15 protein-coding genes are annotated in these 15,194 nt (G+C 66.8%); 7 read left to right on the forward strand and 8 right to left on the reverse strand.

The window, feature by feature from the left end; all coding sequences use genetic code 11:
* The first annotated feature begins 193 nt into the window (after nucleotides 1–193).
* On the forward strand, nucleotides 194–1,213 hold the full coding sequence (locus ABLE91_RS10320) for a sulfate ABC transporter substrate-binding protein (RefSeq protein WP_510181932.1): 1,020 nt from the start codon (nucleotides 194–196) through the stop codon (nucleotides 1,211–1,213).
* Nucleotides 1,214–1,301: 88 nt separating this feature from the next.
* Here ABLE91_RS10320 and ABLE91_RS10325 read toward each other — a convergent pair whose 3' ends face one another.
* On the reverse strand, nucleotides 1,302–2,060 hold the full coding sequence (locus ABLE91_RS10325; RefSeq protein ID WP_348930728.1) for a GntR family transcriptional regulator: 759 nt from the start codon (nucleotides 2,058–2,060) through the stop codon (nucleotides 1,302–1,304).
* Nucleotides 2,061–2,151: 91 nt separating this feature from the next.
* On the opposite strand from ABLE91_RS10325, the gene ABLE91_RS10330 reads away from it, so the two are divergent.
* On the forward strand, nucleotides 2,152–3,555 hold the full coding sequence (locus ABLE91_RS10330) for an FAD-dependent oxidoreductase (RefSeq protein ID WP_348930729.1): 1,404 nt from the start codon (nucleotides 2,152–2,154) through the stop codon (nucleotides 3,553–3,555).
* An 81-nt stretch (nucleotides 3,556–3,636) separates the two neighbouring features.
* Nucleotides 3,637–4,608 carry a Bug family tripartite tricarboxylate transporter substrate binding protein gene (locus tag ABLE91_RS10335; protein ID WP_348930730.1) on the forward strand — a complete coding sequence of 324 codons (972 nt, stop codon included), beginning with the start codon at nucleotides 3,637–3,639 and terminating at the stop codon, nucleotides 4,606–4,608.
* Nucleotides 4,609–4,662: 54 nt separating this feature from the next.
* Here ABLE91_RS10335 and leuB read toward each other — a convergent pair whose 3' ends face one another.
* From leuB to ABLE91_RS10355, 4 genes are all read right to left on the reverse strand, one after another.
* Entirely contained in the window at nucleotides 4,663–5,775 is a 1,113-nt protein-coding gene (leuB, locus tag ABLE91_RS10340; RefSeq protein WP_348930731.1) for a 3-isopropylmalate dehydrogenase, read from the reverse strand.
* A gap of 81 nt (nucleotides 5,776–5,856) precedes the next feature.
* Nucleotides 5,857–6,729 carry an aromatic amino acid exporter YddG gene (gene yddG, locus ABLE91_RS10345; protein ID WP_348930732.1) on the reverse strand — a complete coding sequence of 291 codons (873 nt, stop codon included), beginning with the start codon at nucleotides 6,727–6,729 and terminating at the stop codon, nucleotides 5,857–5,859.
* Between the two features lie 132 nt (nucleotides 6,730–6,861).
* Nucleotides 6,862–7,584: an acetoacetyl-CoA reductase gene (phbB, locus tag ABLE91_RS10350; protein ID WP_348930733.1), complete on the reverse strand. Its 723-nt coding sequence runs from the start codon at nucleotides 7,582–7,584 to the stop codon at nucleotides 6,862–6,864.
* 203 nt (nucleotides 7,585–7,787) lie between these two features.
* On the reverse strand, nucleotides 7,788–8,966 hold the full coding sequence (locus tag ABLE91_RS10355) for an acetyl-CoA C-acetyltransferase (RefSeq protein ID WP_348930734.1): 1,179 nt from the start codon (nucleotides 8,964–8,966) through the stop codon (nucleotides 7,788–7,790).
* A gap of 263 nt (nucleotides 8,967–9,229) precedes the next feature.
* Here ABLE91_RS10355 and phaR point away from each other — a divergent pair, with 263 nt between their 5' ends.
* Nucleotides 9,230–9,820: a polyhydroxyalkanoate synthesis repressor PhaR gene (phaR, locus tag ABLE91_RS10360; protein WP_348930735.1), complete on the forward strand. Its 591-nt coding sequence runs from the start codon at nucleotides 9,230–9,232 to the stop codon at nucleotides 9,818–9,820.
* 72 nt (nucleotides 9,821–9,892) lie between these two features.
* Here phaR and ABLE91_RS10365 read toward each other — a convergent pair whose 3' ends face one another.
* The 3 genes from ABLE91_RS10365 to rpmF all read right to left on the reverse strand — a co-directional run bounded on the left by ABLE91_RS10365 (nucleotide 9,893) and on the right by rpmF (nucleotide 12,096).
* Nucleotides 9,893–11,260 (reverse strand): EAL domain-containing protein, encoded by a 1,368-nt coding sequence (locus ABLE91_RS10365; RefSeq protein WP_348930736.1) that lies wholly within the window; start codon nucleotides 11,258–11,260, stop codon nucleotides 9,893–9,895.
* Between the two features lie 56 nt (nucleotides 11,261–11,316).
* Nucleotides 11,317–11,721, reverse strand: coding sequence for a hypothetical protein (locus ABLE91_RS10370; protein ID WP_348930737.1), 405 nt, complete (start codon nucleotides 11,719–11,721; stop codon nucleotides 11,317–11,319).
* Nucleotides 11,722–11,910: 189 nt separating this feature from the next.
* The gene (gene rpmF / locus ABLE91_RS10375; protein ID WP_348844083.1) at nucleotides 11,911–12,096 is read right to left on the reverse strand and encodes a 50S ribosomal protein L32; all 186 of its coding nucleotides are present in this window, start codon (nucleotides 12,094–12,096) and stop codon (nucleotides 11,911–11,913) included.
* Between the two features lie 331 nt (nucleotides 12,097–12,427).
* Between rpmF and ABLE91_RS10380 the strand changes: the two genes are divergently transcribed.
* The 3 genes from ABLE91_RS10380 (at nucleotide 12,428) to ABLE91_RS10390 (ending at nucleotide 15,167) form a co-directional block, all read left to right on the forward strand.
* Nucleotides 12,428–13,384, forward strand: coding sequence for a peptidylprolyl isomerase (locus ABLE91_RS10380; protein ID WP_348930738.1), 957 nt, complete (start codon nucleotides 12,428–12,430; stop codon nucleotides 13,382–13,384).
* A 140-nt stretch (nucleotides 13,385–13,524) separates the two neighbouring features.
* Nucleotides 13,525–14,766, forward strand: coding sequence for a bifunctional glutamate N-acetyltransferase/amino-acid acetyltransferase ArgJ (gene argJ, locus ABLE91_RS10385; RefSeq protein ID WP_348930739.1), 1,242 nt, complete (start codon nucleotides 13,525–13,527; stop codon nucleotides 14,764–14,766).
* A complete protein-coding gene (locus ABLE91_RS10390; RefSeq protein ID WP_348930740.1) occupies nucleotides 14,763–15,167 on the forward strand; it encodes a (deoxy)nucleoside triphosphate pyrophosphohydrolase in 405 nt (134 codons plus the stop codon). Before argJ ends, ABLE91_RS10390 begins: the two co-directional genes overlap by 4 nt.
* Nucleotides 15,168–15,194 lie beyond the last annotated feature (27 nt).

Here is a 15,194-nt window from a genome sequence, read left to right on the forward strand (position 1 = left end):
GGCGGCCGCAGGCCGGAAACGCCGGGAAAATAGAGAGGTCGCATCTGCCCCCTCCCCAGCCCTCCCCCGCAAGCGGGAGAGGGAGCGCGTTGGGTAAGCGGATGGGCCCATTTGAATCCACGCCTGCCGCGTGGTAATAATCAATCGTGAATTACCATAAATTACGTCGTTAGAGCGTAATTAGGAGAGCCCGATGCTGACCCGCCGCGCCTTCTCGACCCTGAGCCTTGCCGCTTTGATGGCGCCCGGCTTCGCCTTCGCCCAGTCGGAATACAAGGGGCCGAACTCCATCCTCAACGTCTCCTATGACATCGGCCGCGAGCTGTTCACCGCCGAGAACACGGAGTTCATCCCTCTCTGGAAGCAGAAGACCGGTCAGGAAGTGACCGTCAACCAGAGCCATGCGGGCACTTCGCGCCAGGCCCGCGCCATCATCGAGGGGCTCGAGGCGGACGTAGTCACCTTCAACCAGGTGCTGGACGTGGATGTTCTCGCCAAGGCCGGCTTCGTCGCCAAGGACTGGCAGAAGAAGTTCCCCAACAACGCCTCGCCCTATTATTCCTTCCCGGCCTTCCTGGTGCGCGCGGGCAACCCGAAGAACATCAAGGACTGGAACGACCTCATCCGCGACGACGTGAAGGTCATCTTCCCGAACCCGAAGACCTCGGGCAATGCGCGCTACACCTATCTCGCCGCCTATGCCTACGCGCTGGAGCAGTTCAAGGGCGACGCCGAGAAGGCCAATGCCTTCGTGAAGAAGCTGCTGGCCAATGTGCCGGTGTTCGACACGGGCGGCCGCGGCTCCACCACCACGTTCGTGGAGCGCGAGACCGGCGACGTGCTGGTCTCCTTCGAGGCCGAGACCCGCGCCATCGAGCTGCTCTACAAGGACAAGAACCTGAAGACCGTCATCCCCTCCGTGAGCCTGCTCGCGGAATTCCCGGTGGCGGTGGTGGACAAGGTCGTGGACAAGCGCGGCTCGCGCCCGCTCGCCACCGCCTATCTCGACTTCCTCTACACGCCGGCCGGCCAGACCGTCGCGGTCAAGGCGTTCCACCGGGTGAACAACAAGGCGGTCATGGACCAGTTTCCGGGCCAGTTCCCGGAAGTTCGCCTCGTGACCGTGGAAGACGTGTTCGGCGGCTGGAACAAGGTGCAGGCCGACCAGTTCGCCTCCGGCGCCATCCTCGACCAGGTGTTCGTGGGGCGGTGAGCCAGAGCCAAATCCATCTGACGGGAATCGCTTTGCGATTCCCGTCAGATGGTAAATTTGCCTCTCTTCAATAAGTAAGCCCGTCCGCTCAGCTTGGCGGAGCGGACGGGCGCGTGGCTGAAGGATAGAGCGTCGCCTGCAGCCGATAGTGGGCCGGGTGGTAGGTGGCGTCGAGCAGCTCCACCACGCGGCCGCGCAGGTCGAAATAGACGCGCAGCGAACGCAGGATGGCAGTCCCCGGCGCCAGCCCGATGGCGTTCGCCGCGATAGGGTCGACAATGGCCGGCTCGGTCATCTGCACGGCGTGGTCGATGGCGATCCCCGCCACCTGCTCCACCAGCCGGAAAGGCGCCACCGGCCCCTCCAGCATGGCGGAGGTGAGCCGATCCGAGATGAAGCCGGGGAAATAGTATCTCAGGAACATGAGGGGGGTGCCGTCGGGAAAGAGGTTCGTTCCCGCGAACATCTTCATCCGCATGCCCGCCGGAAGCGCGGCGATAGCTGCGAGCTCGGGAGGCGGGGCGGAGGTGCTTTCCTGGGAGACCACGAAGCGGTGCGGCGCCAGCGCTTCGTCCAGAACGCCCGTGAGCGCCATGGACCAGGTCGCCTCCGTCTCCTCCCGGACGAAGGAGCCCACGCCCTGCCGCCGGACGATGAGGCGTCGCTCCACCAATTCGTCGAGAGCCTTGCGCACCGTAATGCGGCTTACACTGAAGCGCGTGCACAATTCGCTTTCGCTCGGCAGGGCCGCGCCGGGAGCAAACTCCCCCGCCATGATCGCCGCGCGCAGCTGGTCCGACACCTGTCGGTAGAGCGGGATCAGACGCTCGGAGGGGAGAGAAGGCATTGCGGAACTCTACTTGTTATGACAACATAACATGAAAGACGATGGAGATCGATGAGACGATACTCCGGCTGGCATAGAGGAAGCGTGGGACATGAGGTTGCGGCAAGGTTTCGACGTGGTCGTGGTGGGGGGGGGCACGGCCGGTGCGATCGCCGGAATTGCGGCAGCCCGCACCGGTGCGAAGACGCTGCTCGTGGAGCAGTACGGCACGCTCGGTGGTGTTCTGACGCTAGGGATGTCGCTGAAGGGCGTCAATGACGGCGAAGGTGTACCGGCACTCGGCGGCATCGGCGCCGAATTGATCGATGGGATGCGCGACATGGGCGGCGCCACCATTGTCACCCAGCATCCGCGCCACGGCTCCATCATGGGCCAGGACCCGGAAATGCTGAAGCTGCGCCTCATCGAGATGGCGCAGGCCTCCGGCCTGAAATTGCTGTTCCATTCCTATCTCGTGGATACCCTGACGCAGGACGGGACGGTCCAGGCCATCCGCGTGGCGAACAAGGCCGGCCTCGAAGTCATCCCCGCCGCCTGCTTCGTCGATTGCACGGGCGATGGCGACCTCGCGGCCCTGTCCGGCGCGCGCTTCAGCTATGGCCGCGAGGGGGACAGCCTCGTCCAGCCGGTGTCGGCCATCTTCCGCGTGGGCGGCGTCGATCTCGACCGCACCTGGGCCTATCTGGAAGCCCATCCCGAGGATTTCGAGCTTCCGCCCGACCAGCAAGGCGGCACGTCGAGCATTGCCGAATTCCGCAAGCAGCCCGGCGTCGGTGTCGCGGGCTTCGGCGCCTTGATCCGCAAGGCCCGCGCGGCGGGCGACTACACCATCCCGCGCGATTATTTCGGCTTCAATCCGCTCCCGGGCCGCAACGAGGTGACCATCAACATCACCCGCGTCCACGGCATTCGCGGCACCGATCCCGACGACCTCACCCGGGCGGAAGTGGAGACGCAGCTCCAGATCCTCGAAGGGACGCGCTTCCTTCGCAAATACGTGCCCGGATTCGGGGGGTGCTACATCGTCTCCACCCCGTTCCAGGTCGGCGTGCGTGAAACGCGCCATATCCTCGGTGAGTATGTGCTCACGGCGGAAGACGTCATGGGCGGGCGGGACTTTCCCGACCAGGTGGCGCGCGGCGCCTACCCCCTCGATATCCACGACGTGGGCGCCCCCAGCGGCGCGGCGAAGGTCGGGGGCACCGACCTCAGCAAGATCATGCGCTCCTATGGCGTGCCCGCGCGGACGCTCCTGCCCGAGGGGCTGGAGAATGTGGTCGTCGCCGGCCGGGCCATCTCCGCCACCCATGCCGCGTCCGCCTCGGCCCGCGGCCAGCCCGTCTGCATGGCCACCGGCCATGCAGCGGGGACCATGGCGGCGCTCGCGGCGCTGAAGGGCGTGCCGCCCCGCGCCCTCGATATCGGCGAAGTGCAGTCGATGCTGCGCGGCCAGGGACAGGTGGTCGAGCGCGAAGGCAGCCGGGCGGCCGCCTGAACGGCACCATCAGAACAACAAACCGGGAGGACCAACAGGATGAAACAGAAACGCCAAGCGCACCCTCGCGGCGCGCCAGTCTTGTCCCGCCGCGCCCTGGCGGGGCTCGCCATGGCCTGCGCCGCACTGTGGGCCGCGCCCTCCGCGGCGCTCGATTATCCCACCCGCTCCATACGGCTCGTCGTCCCCTACCCTCCGGGCGGCTCGGCGGATCTCATCGGCCGCCTCATCGGGGAAAAGCTGTCGGCGAGCCTCGGCCAGCCGGTGGTGGTGGACAATCGCGGCGGGGCTTCGGGTGCCATCGGCAGCGAATTCGTGGCCCGGTCCGCCCCGGACGGCTACACCCTTCTTGTCGCCATCTCCGACACCCACGCCATCAACCCGGCCGTGTCGCCCCGCCTGCCCTACGATCCGCAGAAGGACTTCGCGCCGATCTCCCTCGTGGCGGTCCAGCCCTTCCTCCTGGTGGTGGGCCCGAGCCTGAAGGTGAAGGATCTCGCCGACTTCATCCGTCAGGCCAAGGACGCGCCGGGCAAGCTCACTTATGCCTCGAACGGCATTGGGGGGCTTCAGCATCTCGCCATGGTGCAGTTCAGCGCCCAGACCGGAACGGACCTCGCCCATGTGCCCTATAAGGGGGCGGCTCCGGCGCTGTCCGACGTTATGGGCGGGCATGTGGACGCTTTGTTCATCAGCATCCAGGGCGTGGGGACCAATCTGAAGCAGGACAAGCTGCGCGCGCTCGCGATCGCCTCGTCCCACCGCCTCGCGCCCGTGGCCGATGTGCCCACCTTCAAGGAGGCGGGGGTCACCGGCGTGGAAGTCAATCAGTGGTACAGCATCTTCGCCCCGGCCGGCACGCCGAACGAGATCGTGCAGCTGCTGAGCGCCCGCGTTCAGGAGGCGGTGAAGTCTCCGGAGGTGTCGGAGAAGCTGCGGGCGGCCGGTACCGAACCCATCGGCAGCACGCCCGCCGAGTTGCGCGATTTCCTCGCCGGCGAAATCGCGCAATGGGCCCGTGTGGCCAAATCCCACGACATCAAGGTGGAGTGACGGGCCTTTTGCGCGCGTATGGACGGCCGGGACCGGGTCCCAGCCGTCGGAGCATCACGCCTGGACAGCGCCCAGTTCGGCGATGATGGCGTCGCCCATGTCCTCGGTGCCGATCACCGTGGAGCCGGTGGTGCGGATGTCGCTGGTGCGCTTGCCGGAGGCGAGCACGGCGGCGATGGCGGCCTCGATGCGGTCGGCCACAGAACCCATGCCGAAGGAATAGCGCAGCGCCATGGCGAGTGAGCCGATCATGGCGATGGGGTTGGCGATACCGCGCCCGGCAATGTCGGGCGCCGAGCCGTGCACAGGCTCATAGAGCGCCGCGCGGCGGCCGGTCTTCGCGTCCACCGCGCCCAGCGAGGCGGACGGCAGCATGCCCAGCGAGCCCGTGAGCATGGCGGCGATGTCGGAGAGGATGTCGCCGAACAGATTGTCCGTGACGATCACGTCGAACTGCTTGGGCCAGCGCACGAGCTGCATGGCGAGCGAATCCGCCAGCTGGTGCTCCAGCTCCACGTCCTTGTAGTCCTTGGCGTGCAGGGCGGTGATGACGTCCTTCCAGAGCACGCCGGAGCGCATCACATTGTGCTTCTCGGAGGAGGTCACCTTGTTGCGGCGGGTGCGGGCCAGCTCGAATGCCACGCGGCCGATGCGGTCGATCTCGTAGGTGTCGTAGACCTGGGTGTCGATGGCGCGCTTCTGGCCATTGCCGAGGTCGAGGATGGTCTTCGGCTCGCCGAAATAGACGCCGCCGGTGAGCTCGCGCACGATCAGGATGTCGAGGCCTTCCACCATCTCGCGCTTCAGCGAGGAGGCGTCCGCCAGCGCCGGGTAGCACAAGGCCGGGCGCAGGTTCGCGAACAAAGCGAGGTCCTTGCGCAGGCGCAGCAGGCCGGCTTCCGGGCGCGCCTCGTACGGCACGTTGGCCCACTTGGGACCACCCACGGCGCCGAGCAGGATGGCGTCGGCTTCCTTGGCCTTCTCCATGGCGCCTTCGGAGATGGCGACCCCGTGGGCGTCATAGGCGCAGCCGCCCACCAGGTCCTCTTCCAGCGCGAAGGAGCCGAGGCCCTCCGCCTCCAGCCAGGCGACGATGCGCTTCACCTGCGCCATGACCTCAGGGCCGATGCCGTCGCCGGGAAGAAGGAGGAGCTTGTGGGTGGCCATGGGACTTTCCTGTGTGACCCGCTCTTCAGCGGGCATCATGATTGGCGCGGAGTGCTAAAGCCTCAACCGCACTCTGACAAGTCAATGACGCCCTGCCCTGGCGGCAAGGGCCGCGCCCCCGACGATGAGGGCGCAGGCCGCGCCCAGCGACCAATTGGCCTCCGCATAGCCGGCGAGCACCAGGAGCAGGGTGGAGAGCACCGGCGCCGCATAGGAAGCGACGCCGAGAAAGCGCACGTCGCCGCGCTTCATGCCGATGTCCCAGGCATAGAAGGCGGCGCCCACCGGGCCGATACCGAGCGCGATGACGGCGAACCATTCCCGCCCGCCCGAGGGCCAGATGGCAGGCTCCAAGGCGAGGTGGCAGAGGAAGGCGAGGAGCGCCGTGCCCAGGCAAAAGCCCGCCACCGCCTCCGTGGGCACCCGGCCGAAGCGGCGCGAGGCCACCGAATAGGTGGACCAGATGAAGGCTCCGGCGAAGGCCGCGAGATAGCCGGGCAGGTAGGCCGGGCTGAAGCCCGTGAGGCCCTTGCCCACCAGCAGCGTCACGACGCCGGCGAGCCCCAGCAGCGCACCGAGGATATGCGCCGGCCGGAGCCCGCCACCGGGCAGCAGTGCCGAGAGCAGCACGATGAGCAGCGGCCAGAGATAGTTGATGAGCCCGGCTTCGGCCGGCGGGGCGAGCTTGAGCGCGGTGAAATAGAGGAAGTGGTAGCCGAACAGCCCGCCGACACCGTGCAGCCAAGCGGAGAGCGGCTGGCGCAGCACGCGGAGGCCGGGACCGCGCAGGGCTGCGATGAGGCCGACGAGCCCGCCGATGAAGAAGGTGAGGGCTGTGAGCAGGAACGGTGGCACCGCGCCCGTGGCGGCGGTGGCCAGGGCGAGGGTGGACCAGAGGGCGATGGCGATGAGGCCGATGCGCGTCGCGGTGCCGGACGAGAGCCGTTCGGTCATTCCCCTCCCCAACGCCTCGTCATGCCCGGGCTTGTCCCGGGCATCCACGCCTCTTCTTTGAGTGCACACCTGGCGGAGCCCCGTGGATGGCCGGGACAAGCCCGGCCATGACGGCAGCTCTTCTGCCTTCAATCAGGTGATGTACTGCGCACCATTGGCGGTGAGGGTGGAGCCGGTGATGAAGCCGGCATCCTCGCCCGCCAGGAACAGCACGCAGCGGGCGATGTCCTCCGGCTCGCCGAGCCGGCCCACCGGGATGGTGGAGATGATCTTCTTCAGCACGTCCTCGGGCACCGCGCGCACCATTTCGGTGGCTATATAGCCGGGGGCGATGGCGTTGACCGTGATGCCCAGCGCCGCGCTCTCCTGCGCAAGCGCCTTCACGAAGCCGATCTCGCCGGCCTTGGCGGCGGAATAATTGGTCTGGCCGAACTGGCCCTTCTGTCCGTTGATGGACGAGATGCAGACGATGCGGCCGAACTTGCGCGCCCTCATGCCCTCGATCACCTGCCGGCACATGTTGAAGGCGCTGTTCAGGTTGGTGTTGATGACCGCGTTCCACTGCTCCAGCGTCATGCGGTGCAGGGTGGCGTCGCGGGTGATGCCGGCATTGTTCACCAGCACGTCCACCGGGCCGAGGCCGGCTTCCACCTGGGCGACGCCGGCCTTGCACGCCTCGAAGTCGGACACGTCCCATTTGAAGACGGGGATGCCGGTCTTCTCCTTGAAGGCGGCGGCGGCCGCATCGTTGCCGGCATAGTTGGCGGCCACGTTGTAGCCGGCGCCCTTCAGCGCGATGGAGATGGCCTCGCCGATGCCACGGGTTCCGCCTGTCACGAGAGCGGTACGCGCCATGTTTCTCTCCCTCTGAGTTTGCTTTGGTTATTTGAACCCGAAGCAGTGCCGACCACTTTGCTTCTACGCAACGTCACGCACGTGTTCGACACCTTTCTTCCGCGTCGTCCTGTCGCGAAACAAACGTATGAAAACACAAAAGGCCGGTCCCGTTCCCCGATAAGGGGGCGGAACCGGCCTTCATAAGGCGTAGTCCTTAAGCGTCAGTCGCGCTCGACACACATGGCGATGCCCATGCCGCCGCCGATGCACAGGGTGGCGAGGCCCTTCTTGGCGTCGCGCTTCTCCATCTCGTGCAGCAGGGTCACCAGGATGCGGGTGCCCGAGGCGCCGATGGGGTGGCCGATGGCGATAGCGCCGCCGTTCACGTTCACCTTCGAGGTGTCCCAGCCCAGTTCCTTGTTCACCGCGATGGCCTGGGCGGCGAAGGCCTCGTTGGCCTCGATGAGGTCGAGGTCGTCGATGGTCCAGCCGGCCTTCGCCAGCGCTGCCTTGGAGGCAGGGATGGGGCCCGTGCCCATGACGGCGGGGTCCACACCGGCCTGCGCCCAGGAGACGATGCGGGCGAGGGGCTTCTTGCCTTCGGCGGCGGCGCGGCTCGCGCTCATGAGCACCACGGCGGCGGCGCCGTCATTGATGCCGGAGGCGTTGGCGGCGGTCACCGTGCCGTCCTTCACGAAGGCCGGCTTCAGCTTCGCCATGGCGTCGATGGTCGCGCCGTGGCGGGGATACTCGTCCGTGTCCACCACCACGTCGCCCTTGCGGGTGGAGATGGTGACGGGGACGATCTCTTCCTTGAACTTGCCGGCCTTCTGGGCGGCTTCGGCCTTGTTCTGCGAGCCGACCGCGAACTGGTCCTGGTCGGCGCGGGTAATCTGATACTTGGTCGCCACGTTCTCGGCGGTGTTGCCCATGTGGTAGCCGTTGAAGGCATCCCACAGGCCGTCCTTGATCATGGTGTCCGTGAGGTCCAGCGAGCCCATGCGGGTGCCGTTGCGCAGGTGCGCGGCATGGGTGGACATGCTCATGGATTCCTGGCCGCCGGCCACCACGATGTCGCTGTCGCCGGTCAGGATCGCCTGGGCGCCCAGCGCCACCGAGCGCAGGCCCGAGCCGCACACCATGTTCACTTCCCAGGCGGGGCTCTCGATGGGCACGCCGGCGGCGATGGAGGCCTGGCGGGCGGGGTTCTGGCCCTGGGCGGCGGTCAGCACCTGGCCGAGAATCACCTCGGTCACCTTTTCCGAGCTCACGCCCGCGCGCTCCAAAGCGGCCTTGATGGCGATGGCGCCGAGCTCATGCGCAGGAAGGGAGCCGAGGGCTCCGTTGAACGAACCCACCGGGGTGCGCGCGGCCCCGACGATGACGACGTCGTCACTCATGCTGATCTCCTGCAGGCGAGGGGCCTTTGCGGGCGAAACCGGTCCGACATGCCATGCCCCGTGCAGCGCATCGTCCGTTGCCGTGCGATGTCGTGTCAATGGCGGCCAATGTCAATGCGGGAGCGCAGCCGAGGGCAAGAAAGCGAGGCGTGAGAACGTATTATGCTGCGCACAATGACTTGTCATGCTGCGCACAAAAACAGTAGCCGCGCCGCGGGAAACGCCGTACCCTTCTAAGTGGAACGAGGAAACGGATGCGCGAAATGGCCAAGACCCAAGAGCCAGTCACCATCAAGAAGTACGCCAACCGCCGGCTCTACAACACCGGCACCAGCACTTACGTCACGCTCGAAGATCTCGCCAACATGGTCAAGGAAGGCGAGGATTTCGTCGTCTATGACGCGAAGAATGGCGACGACATCACTCATTCCGTGCTGACGCAGATCATCTTCGAGCAGGAGAACAAGGGCCAGAATCTTCTGCCCATCGCCTTCCTGCGGCAGATCATCCGCTTCTATGGCGACAGCATGCAGATGATGGTTCCGCGTTACTTGGAAATGTCCATCGACAGCTTCACCAAAGAGCAGGAGAAGATGCGCGACCATGTGGCGAAAACGCTGACGGGAACACCCTTCGGCGGGTTCGATGAGCATGTGCGGCGCAACATGGAAATGTTCGAGCGCGCCTTCAATATTTTCCTGCCCTTCAACAAGGGTGAGGAAGGCGTCGCGGGTGCCACGCCCGTCGCGCCGGAGCAGCGGCCTGCCGACGACCTGGAAGTGCTGAAGCGCCAGATGGCGGACATGCAGCAGAAGCTGGAAAAGCTGGCCTCCAAGCCGGAAGGCTCGGAGTAGTTAGGCGGCTTCCTGCTTCCCTCGCGTCGTGGCCGGACGTGATCCGGCCATCTCAGACGCGCGAGGGCTGCATCATGCAGGAGAGGCCTGGGGCGAGCCCGGGCAAGGCGTTGGCTGGCCTGCGCCCTTTCGGGCTTCACCCGGCATCTCATAGGGCGTCGCCAGCCCGGTCAGCTCACCCTGGATATAATCGCAGCCGGCTTCGGCGAGCTCCTGGGCGGTGGGCTCATCCAGCACCCATTCCGCCACCGTCGTGAGGCCGAGCTGGCGTGCGAGCTGGATCAGGGCCCGGACGAAGGCCCGGTCGTCTGCCGATGTGCGCATGTTCACGACGAAGCTGCCGTCGATCTTCACCATGTCCACCCCGAGGCTGCGCAGGTTGCGGAACGAGGTGGAGCCCGCACCGAAATCGTCGATCGCGACCCGAGCGCCCCGCGCCCGCGCTTCCGACACGAAGGCACGCACCATGGCGAGATCGTGCACTGCCGCCGATTCCGTCATTTCGAGGATGAGGCGCGGCCCGATCTCCGACGTCACTTCGCCGGCGAAAAGATGCAGCCATTCCCGATCGGCGATGGAGGAAGGGGAGACGTTCACCGAGAGGCGAAGGTCCGCATCGCGATGCAGCGCTTGGGTCGCGAGCACGAGGATGTGCCGGTCGAGCAGGCCCATCAGCCCGAGCCGCTCGGCCGCTTCGACGATCTGGCCGGCATCCTTCAGGCTGGCGCCCGGCACCGGGGAGATGCGGGCGAGCGCCTCGTGGAAGACCGGCAGGCGGCTGCGCATGTCCACCACCGGCTGCAGCGCGAGCGAGACGCGCCCCTCCCAGATGGCCCTGACGATTTCCTCGGCGGTCTTCTGGTTTGTCCGCCGCCGCTGCTCAAGCGCGGGATCGCGCTCAAAGAGGTGGAAGGAGCCGCGCCCGTGGCGCTTGGCCAGGTCATACGCCTCCTGGACGTTCGCAATCACCTCCGATTGCGTGCCGCGCGGCGGCGCGAGGACGCCGCCTATGGTGACGTTCACCGGCATGGGCCCCGCCGAGGTCTCGACCGGAGTGCTGCGGATGGCGCAGCCGATCTGCCCGGCCAGCATTTCCGCATGTCCCGGCGCGTCCGGGCAGGGCGCGAGAATGGCGAACTTGCTGCCCGAGAAGCGCGCGATGATGTCCGGCGTCCCGGTCCGCACGCTGACACGCCGGGCAATCTCGGCGACCACCTGGTCCGCCACCTCGAAGCCGAAGCTGTCGTTCATGCGGCCGAGATGGTCGATGCCCACAAGAAGCAGACACCAGCCGCCCGGCGCGCCGTGAGGCCCCATCATATCGGCCAAGGCGTCCATGAGCTGGCCGCGCGTGGACATGCCCGCGAAGGAATAGGCGTCGCCTTCCGGTATGGTGGAAGCGTGCGCCGGCTGCGCCTCGCGGGGGGGTGGCACGTTCACGATCAATTCCAGAAGATCAGGATACCAACACTAGCACGCCGGGACGGCGCGGTATGTCACCCATTGGGGGGAGTTAACGCGACATCCCGCTGGGCGACGCGGACGGAGACCGAGAAGCCGGTGATCACGTCCAGGAGCATGATGGCCACCAGCAACGCGAATTCCGACGTGCCCGCCTGAGGCACCAGGAGGAATTCAACCAAAGCCAGCACGAACACCAGGATGGACAGGATGTGATCGATGATCGATCGCGAGGAGATGCGGGTCGCCTTGAGCACCTCGAACAGGAGGATGAACAGGCAGAAGGCGAGGAATGCGTCGCCCACCGTGATCGGCCATGTGGCGCCCGACATCATCGCGATGGACGCGATGGAGGCGCCCCACTCCACGCCGGGGGTGAGGAAGACGATGATGTTGTAGATGGCGAGGGGAACGATCAGCAGCGGGATGGGCGTGAGCATGCGTCCTCCTCGGCGGCCCGGGCCGTTGCCCGGCCGAAGCAGTCACCGATGGGTCGCACATCCACGCGGAAAAGTCACCGCTCTTGATGCGGAAGAAAGGCCGAGGCGGCAGTACAATCAATAGGTTGCGCCCTGCGCAGCCATGTCGCACCCCGGCCGGCGCCCGCTTGAACGGGCGCCTTCAAAGCCTCAGGCTTCGGCCTTGGGCTTCAGGATCTGCCGGCCGCGATACATGCCGGTCTTCGGGTCGAGGTGGTGCGGACGGCGAAGCTCGCCGGAATCCTTGTCCTCGACATAGGTGGGCTGCTTCAGCGCGTCAGCCGAGCGGCGCATGCCGCGACGGGACGGCGAGGTTTTTCTCTTCGGGACAGCCATGTCCAAAACTCCGGCAAACGTTGTGTTCAGCCCCGCCCGCAGCGTCGGTTCGCGCGGGCCAGCGAAACCATCTTTCTGGATTGGAGGCGCGCCTTATACAGCTTCACGCGCGGAAGCGGAAGGCCGCTCGTGCGGATTTCTCACACGGGCTCCGCTCCGCCGCAGGAATGCCCCTTTGCCACCCCGTCCTTGCCATAGGGTCATGGCGAGAGTCGAGGCGGTAAAAGCAGCGTGCAGTCCCCTTGCATGGTTCTTGAAGCTGAGCGAGGGTGCGCGCCGCCGGGAGGGCCCTGCGGGGGCGCCCCTGAGGTCAGACGAAGGACAACCGCACATGACGCGTTCCGCCCAAACCGCCGTGCTGGCGGCCGCTCTTTCGGCGCTCGCCCTTGGCGTGGCGCAGGCCCAGGCTCCCGCTCCGGCCAAGCCCGCAGCACCCGCCCAGGCGGCGCCCGCTGCCACGGCCGCCGGCCAGACCGCCACCAAGTCCGATGCCGATCCGGTGGTCGCCACCGTGAACGGCACCCCCATCCGCGCCAGCGAAGTGGTCATCGCGGAAGAAGATATCGGTCCCGGCCTGCCGCAGGTGCAGGGCGACCAGCGCAAGGACTATGTCCTTTCCTTCCTTACCGACATGACGCTCCTCGCCCAGGCGGCGGCGGCGCAGAAGCTGGACCAGACCCCCGATTTCCAGCAGCGCATCGCCTATGCCCGCACCAAGGCGCTCATGGAGGCGCTGATGAACTCCGAGGCGAAGAAGGCGGTCACCGAGGACGCCAAGCGCAAGACCTATGAGGAGTTCGTCGCGTCCAACAAGCCGGAGACCGAGGTCCACGCCCGGCACATCCTGGTGGATGACGAGGCCAAGGCGAAGGAGATCGCCGCCAAGGCCAAGGCCGGTGAGGACTTCGCCAAGCTCGCCAAGGAAAATTCCAAGGACAGCGCCGAGGACGGCGGCGATCTCGGCTATTTCACCAAGGACCAGATGGTCCCGGAATTCGCCGAAGCGGCGTTCAAGCTGGACAAGGGCCAGGTGTCCGACCCTGTGAAGAGCCAGTTCGGCTGGCACGTCATCAAGGTCGAGGACAAGCGCACGAAGCCCGTGCCGACCTATGACCAGGTCTCCGACCAGATCGACCAGTATCTGGTGCGCAAGGCGCAGACCGACCTCGTGACCAAGCTGCGTGCCGACGCCAAGGTGGAGAAGACCGCCGCTGCGTCTGCTCCGGCTGCTCCGGCCGGTGCCGCTGCGCCTGCGACCCCCGCAGCCCCGGCTGCGCCCAAGAACTGAGCTTCGCGCTCCTTCGGGTGAAAGGCCGCCTTCGGGCGGCCTTTTGTTTTCGCGGGCGTCCATGCCCGCCCCTTGCCTCTTGCCGCGACCTGCGGCACATCCAACCCCGCCGACTCCCCGGCGACGCCAAAGGTGGGCCTATGTCTGCGTCCGTATCCCCCCTCGCGCCCAAGGTCGAGGTCCAGGTGCCGCCGGTTCCCGGCGTGACTTTCGCCACCGCCGCCGCCGGCATCCGCTACAAGGACCGCACCGACGTCCTGCTCGCGGCCTTCACATCCGGCACCACGGTGGCCGGCGTGACCACCCGCTCGCTCTGTCCCTCGGCGGCCGTGGAATGGTGCCGCTCCGTGCTCAAGAAGGGCAAGGCGCGGGGCCTCGTGGTCAATTCCGGAAATGCCAATGCCTTCACGGGCATCAAGGGCCGTGAGGCGACCGAGCTCACCGCCGAGATCGCCTCCCGCGCGCTCGGCTGCAAGCCGTCTGAAATCCTGCTCGCCTCCACCGGGGTCATCGGCGAGCCCCTGGACGCCACCAAGTTCGGCGGCGTGCTCCAGGCCACTTCCGACCGTCTCGCGCCGGGTCCCTGGATCGACGCCGCGCGGGCGATCATGACCACGGACACCTTCCCCAAGCTCGCCACCGTGACCGTGGCGCTGGACGGGGTGGACGTGACCATTGCCGGCATGGCCAAGGGCGCCGGCATGATCGCCCCCGACATGGCGACCATGCTCTCCTTCGTCTTCACTGACGCGCCCATCGCCGCCGACGTGCTCCAGAAGATGCTGTCGAAGGGCGTGCGGGACACGTTCAATGCCGTGACCATCGACGGCGACACCTCCACCTCCGACACGCTCCTCCTGTTCGCCACCGGCGCCGCCAAGGCGCGCGGGGTCGCGGCCATCAAGTCCTATGACGATCCGCGCGTGCGCACCTTCCGCAAGGCGCTCCAGAAGGTGCTGGCGGACCTTGCAGAGCAGGTGGCCCGCGACGGCGAGGGCGCCCGCAAGCTGGTGCGCGTGCATGTGACCGGCGCGGTCTCGCGCAAGTCGGCGCGGCGCATCGCCATGTCCATCGCCAATTCGCCGCTGGTGAAGACGGCGGTGGCCGGCGAGGACGCCAATTGGGGCCGCGTGGTGATGGCCGTGGGCAAGGCGGGCGAGCCCGCCGACCGCGACCGCCTCGCCATCTCCTTCGGCGACATCCGCGTCGCCGCTGAGGGCATGCGCGACCCGACCTATGACGAGGCCACGGTCTCGGAATACATGAAGAACGACGTGATCGACCTCACCGTGGACCTCGGCCTCGGCCAGGGCGCGGACCGGGTGCTCACCTGCGATCTCACCAAGGAATATGTCGCCATCAACGGCGACTACCGTTCGTGAAGATCACCCTGGTCGTGGCCTGTGCGCTCGTCGATGCGGACGGGCGCGTCCTGGTGGCCCAGCGCCCCGAGGGCAAGGCCATGGCGGGCCTCTGGGAGTTTCCCGGGGGCAAGATGGAGCCGGGCGAGCGGCCCGAGGAGACCCTCATCCGCGAGCTGAAGGAAGAGCTGGGCATCGATGTGAAGGAGGCGTGTCTCGCCCCCCTCACCTTCGCCAGCTATGCCTATGACAGCTTCCATTTGCTCATGCCGCTCTGGATCTGCCGGCGCTGGGATGGCCGGGTCCAGGCGCTGGAGCATACGGCGTTGAAATGGGTGCGCGCCGGCAAGCTGCGCGAGCTGGACATGCCGCCGGCGGATGAGCCGCTGATCCCGCCTTTGATTGATCTGCTGGGGCCTTGAGGGGGCAGCCCCCTTTGCCATTCCCTC

Origin of the sequence: Aquabacter albus (assembly GCF_040049275.1) — a bacterium.
In the GTDB taxonomy this organism is placed as follows: domain Bacteria; phylum Pseudomonadota; class Alphaproteobacteria; order Rhizobiales; family Xanthobacteraceae; genus Aquabacter.